4 protein-coding genes are annotated in these 4,918 nt (G+C 66.3%); all 4 read left to right on the top strand.

Features of this window, described 5'->3' with window-relative positions; all coding sequences use genetic code 11:
• The first annotated feature begins 169 nt into the window (after positions 1 to 169).
• The 4 genes from IAE56_RS20570 (at position 170) to IAE56_RS20555 (ending at position 4,701) form a co-directional block, all read left to right on the top strand.
• Positions 170 to 1,108 (top strand): nucleoside hydrolase, encoded by a 939-nt coding sequence (locus IAE56_RS20570; RefSeq protein ID WP_200753795.1) that lies wholly within the window; start codon positions 170 to 172, stop codon positions 1,106 to 1,108.
• 88 nt (positions 1,109 to 1,196) lie between these two features.
• Positions 1,197 to 1,439 (top strand): type B 50S ribosomal protein L31, encoded by a 243-nt coding sequence (locus tag IAE56_RS20565; RefSeq protein WP_079223041.1) that lies wholly within the window; start codon positions 1,197 to 1,199, stop codon positions 1,437 to 1,439.
• Between the two features lie 296 nt (positions 1,440 to 1,735).
• On the top strand, positions 1,736 to 3,013 hold the full coding sequence (locus IAE56_RS20560) for a citrate synthase (protein ID WP_200753794.1): 1,278 nt from the start codon (positions 1,736 to 1,738) through the stop codon (positions 3,011 to 3,013).
• Positions 3,014 to 3,621: 608 nt separating this feature from the next.
• Positions 3,622 to 4,701, top strand: coding sequence for a hypothetical protein (locus tag IAE56_RS20555; protein WP_200753793.1), 1,080 nt, complete (start codon positions 3,622 to 3,624; stop codon positions 4,699 to 4,701).
• Positions 4,702 to 4,918 lie beyond the last annotated feature (217 nt).

The raw sequence follows: 4,918 nt of genomic DNA, 5'->3' as shown, positions 1-4,918 counted from the left end.
TCCCCCTCAACCGGACCCACCCCGCCATCCCCCAGAAAGCCAGCTTTTGACGTTGCTGTTGCTCCTGCCTCTGCGGGTGCAGGGCGCAGCCCTGCCGAACCCCAACCCCCGTACTTGCAACGGTCATCAACCCGGTCCACACTTCGTTGCCGATCTGAAGACGGCAACGATGACCCACAAGATCCCGCTGTTGATCGACACCGACCCCGGTGTGGATGACGCCCTGGCCCTGCTGATGGCCTTCGCCGATGAACGGCACGACGTGGTCGCCCTGACCATCGCCGCCGGCAATGTCGGCCTCGACTACACCGTCCGCAACGCCCTCAAGCTCTGCGACATCGTCGGCCGCACCGACGTGCCGGTGTTCGCTGGCAGCCCCGATCCGCTCATCCACCCGTCGATGGACGCTGCCCACGTGCACGGCCGCGATGGCTACGGTGATGTCGATCTGCCGCCGCCGAGCCGCCAGGCCGAGGCCGAACACGCCGCGCTGGCCATCCTGCGCCTGTCGCACCAGTACGCCGGCGAGCTGATGCTGGTGATGCTTGGCCCGCTGACCAACCTGGCGCTGGCGCTGAAGCTGGACCCGACCCTGCCACAGCGCATCAAGCGCATCGTGGTGATGGGCGGTGCCGTCACCTGCCACGGCAACATCACCCCGGCGGCCGAATTCAACATCGCCTTCGACCCCGAAGCGGCGCATGTGGTGTTCACCTCGTTCAAGCACCTGCTGGTGTCCGACTGGGAGGCCACTGTCGCCCACGGTCTGCCGCTGGAGCAGGCGGAGCAGTGGCTGCAGGCCGATTCCGACCGCGCTCGCTTCTACGAGCTGATCTCGCGCAAGACCCGCGCGCTGTCCGAAGACGCCAAGGGTGGCCGCTGGTACACCGCCGATGCGGTGGCCATGGCCTGGGCGCTGAACCCGGAAGGCCAGCTGCAGGTGGAATCGCGTCCGCTGAACGTGGAACTGAACGGCACGTTCAGCCGCGGCGCCACCATCGTCGACTGGAACCGCCAGACCGGCCAGCCGGACAACTGCGACCTGCTGATGGCCTACGACCAGGCCCGTTTCGAGGCCCTGGTCCGCCAGGCGCTGGGCGCGATCTGAGCCCGATGTGCAAACACCGGTTGCCCCGCGCGGCAACCGGTGTTTATAATGCCGCTCTTGACCACCAGCCCATTTACGGTGTGAGCCCATGAAGGCCGATATCCATCCGAACTACCGCGACGTCGTCTTCGAAGACGTCACTTCCGATTTCAAGATCCTGACCCGCTCCACCATGGCGACCAAGGAAACCACCACCTGGACCGACGGTAACGAATACCCGCTGGTCAAGGTCGAAATTTCCTCGGCTTCGCACCCGTTCTACACGGGCAAGCACAAGGTGATCGACACCTCGGGCCGTATCGACAAGTTCCAGAAGCGCTACGCGCGCTGATCCGTCGATCCAGCTTCGAACCGACGGCCGCGCTTTGCGCGGCCGTTTGTTTTTGTCCGGCGCCCACCCAACGGGCGTTTGGAATGGCGGAACAGACCGTTCAGGGGATGGCGTCTTTGCCCATCAAGGCCGCTTGCCGGCAGGGTTGCCCCTGCCCGTCGTCTACGACTTCCGTCTAGCACCCGACAAATGCTGCTGTGCGATAATGACCTGATCCCCGGCACAGGCCGAGGACGTCATTCACGTGCCTGACCAATGCGCTTGGGCAGGCGCCTTCCCATGAAGGAGCGCACACAGTGTCCGATCTTGATCAGGTCACGCTCAACGCCGGCGACAAGTCGGTCGTTCTGCCCGTCATCAAACCCACCCTTGGCAACGACTGCGTCGACATTGCGAAGCTGACCAAGGAAACGGGGTATTTCACCTACGATTCCGGCTTCACCGCCACGGCCAGCTGCAAGTCCGCCATCACCTACATCGATGGCGACAAGGGCGTGCTGCTGTACCGCGGCTACCCGATCGAACAGCTGTCGGAAAAGTCGAGCTACGTCGAAGTGGCCTACCTGCTGATCAACGGCGAGCGCCCGAGCGCCGAGCAGCTGAAGGCCTTCACCGATGAGCTGGCTGCCGAAGCCAACGTCGATCCGTCGATCAACACCCTGATCGGCAGCTTCGCCAAGGATGCCCACCCGATGGCCATCCTGACCGCCGCCATCGCGCAGCTGTCGGGCATCTACCACGCCTCGCTGGACCTGTCCGACGCCGAACAGCGCCGCCAGGCTGCCGTGCGCCTGATCGCCAAGGTGCCGACCCTGTCGGCCCTGATCTACCGCCACGGCAAGGGCCTGCCGGCCAACAAGCCGGACACCTCGCTGGATTACGTCAGCCGCTTCCTGAAGCAGACCTTCGAGTCGGCCGATGGCCAGTACGATCTGAACCCGGACGTGGTCAAGGCACTGGACCTGCTGTTCATCCTGCACGCCGACCACGAGCAGAACGCCTCGACTTCGACCGTGCGCCTGGTCGGTTCGACCGGTGCCAACCCGTACGCGTCGGTCGCCGCTGGCGTCACCGCGCTGTGGGGTCCGGCCCACGGCGGTGCCAACGAAGCCGTGCTGAAGATGCTGGAAGAGATCGGCACTGCCGACAACGTCGAGTCCGCCGTGGTCAAGGCCAAGGACAAGACCTCCGGCTTCCGCCTGATGGGCTTCGGCCACCGCGTGTACAAGAACTTCGACCCGCGCGCCAAGGTCATCGGTGAGATGACCGGCAAGGTGCTCAAGCAGCTGGGCGTGCAGGATCCGCTGCTGGACGTGGCCGTGAAGCTGGAACAGGCCGCGCTGCAGGACGAGTACTTCGTCGCCCGCAAGCTGTACCCGAACGTCGATTTCTACAGCGGCATCATCTACAAGGCGCTGCAGATCCCGACCGAAATGTTCACCGTCATGTTCGCCCTGGGCCGTACCTCCGGCTGGGTGTCGCATTGGCTGGAACAGCAGGTCGACCCGGAAATGAAGATCGGCCGTCCGCGCCAGGTCTACACCGGCAGCGACGTGCGCGACTACCAGGGCTGATCGCCTGCGGTAAGTTGTGAGAAGAACGCCCCGCACTGCGGGGTGTTTTTTTTTGCGTCGCGCATGCCCTCGGCGTCGGCACCGTCCCCGGTAGCGCCGGGCCATGCCCGGCGGCTCTTGCCTTGGTATGCGCGTCCGCGCAAAAAACATCCACGCATGGCGTGGATCTACTGATGCTCGGCGTCGGCACCGTGCCCCGGTAGCGCCGGGCCATGCCCGGCGGCTCCTGCCTTGGTATGCGCGTCCGCGCAAAAACCATCCACGCATGGCGTGGATCTACTGACGTTCGCCGTCGTCGCCGTGCCCCGGTAGCGCCGGGCCATGCCCGGCGGCTCCTGCCTTGGTATGCGCGTCCGCGCAAAAACCATCCACGCATGGCGTGGATCTACTGACGTTCGCCGTCGGCGCCGTGCTCCGGTAGCGCCGGGCCATGCCTGGCGGCTCTTGCCTTGGTAGATGCCAACCTTGGTTGGCACGCCTTTGCGCCCTTCGTGTGGATCCACCGGCGCCAAGACCGCGTGATTCAAGGGTCTCACCAGCTTCACAACCGCTCGCGCAGCCTCAGGACGCACGCTGCACCCGCAGCACCCGATACGGAGCGTCCACCCATGAGTACCCGATTCGATCCACCCGAGCGCGGCCCGCTCGGGCCCGACGTCGCCACTGTCGTCACCGCCCCCATCGTCGCGCCGCCCAGCGAAAGCGCCGTGTCCTGGGGCGCGATCTTCGCCGGTGCCGCCGCCGCCGCCGCGCTCTCGCTCGTCCTGCTGATCCTCGGCGTCGGCCTGGGCCTGTCCTCGGTCTCGCCGTGGTCGTTCGAAGGGGTCAGCAAGGAAACCTTCGGCTGGTCCAGCATCGCCTGGCTCACCTTTACCGCGCTGGCCGCATCCGGCCTGGGCGGCTACCTGGCCGGGCGCCTGCGCACCAAGTGGACACAGATCCACGGCGATGAAACCTACTTCCGCGATACCGCACACGGCTTCGTGTCGTGGGCCGTGGCCACGCTGCTCACCGCCGGCCTGCTGACCTCGGCCATCGGTGGCGTGCTGGGTGCCGGTGCCAAGGTTGCAGGTGCCACCGCAGGCGCCGCAGCTTCCACCGCCGGTGTGGCGGCTGCAGGTGCGGGCAGCGCCGCTGCTGCGGCACCGGAAGGCGACCTCAACTACTGGGTCGATTCGCTGTTCCGCAACGCCACCAATCCGGGCCCGGACGCCGCAGGCGCACCGCCGGCGCCGGGCGCACCGGGCGCCGCGCCGATGGACCCGGCTGCGCCGCCGCCGCCGGCCGCAGGCACCGGCCCGCGTGATGCCCGCATGGCCCCGCCGCCGCGCCCGATGCCGGGCCACGGCCCGATGGGCGACCGTCGCGAAGTGCGCGCCGAAGTGAACCGCATCATCGTCAACAGCCTGCAGGGCGATGGCCTGGATCCGGCCGACACGCAGTATCTCTCGCAGCTGATCGCCCGCGAGACCGGCATGAGCCCGGCCGAAGCGCAGGCCCGCGTGACCGACGTGCAGACGCGCATGCGTACTGCGCTGGAAAAGGCCAAGAACACGGCCAAGCAGGCGGCTGACGACGCCCGCAAAGCCACCGCCTATGCCGCGCTGTGGCTGTTCATCACCCTGCTGATCGGTGCGTTCTTCGCCAGCCTCAGCGCCACCTGGGGCGGCCGCCGCCGCGACCTGTAACCCGCATTCCATGCAAGGAGACCTGCCATGAAAATGATTCTGCTCTGGCTGTTGGGCGTGCCGATTCCGCTGTTGATCCTGTACGCGATTTTCTTCTGACAGCGCACGTTTGAATGATCTGACCATCAGGCCGCCGAAAGGCGGCCTGATGTTTTTGGGGTAGCGCCGGGCCCAGCCCCCCCGCGTCATCCCCCAACACACCAATGGGGGTGATAAA

Source organism: Stenotrophomonas sp. S41 (assembly GCF_016624625.1).
In the GTDB taxonomy this organism is placed as follows: domain Bacteria; phylum Pseudomonadota; class Gammaproteobacteria; order Xanthomonadales; family Xanthomonadaceae; genus Stenotrophomonas.
This window is presented reverse-complemented; position numbering and strand designations above follow the sequence as displayed.

Excerpts from the sequence above, each read along its gene's own strand:
- IAE56_RS20570 (WP_200753795.1), top strand. The coding sequence starts at position 170 with ATGACCCACAAGATCCCGCTGTTGATCGACACCGACCCCGGTGTGGAT.
- IAE56_RS20565 (WP_079223041.1), top strand. The coding sequence starts at position 1,197 with ATGAAGGCCGATATCCATCCGAACTACCGCGACGTCGTCTTCGAAGAC.
- IAE56_RS20555 (WP_200753793.1), top strand. The coding sequence starts at position 3,622 with ATGAGTACCCGATTCGATCCACCCGAGCGCGGCCCGCTCGGGCCCGAC.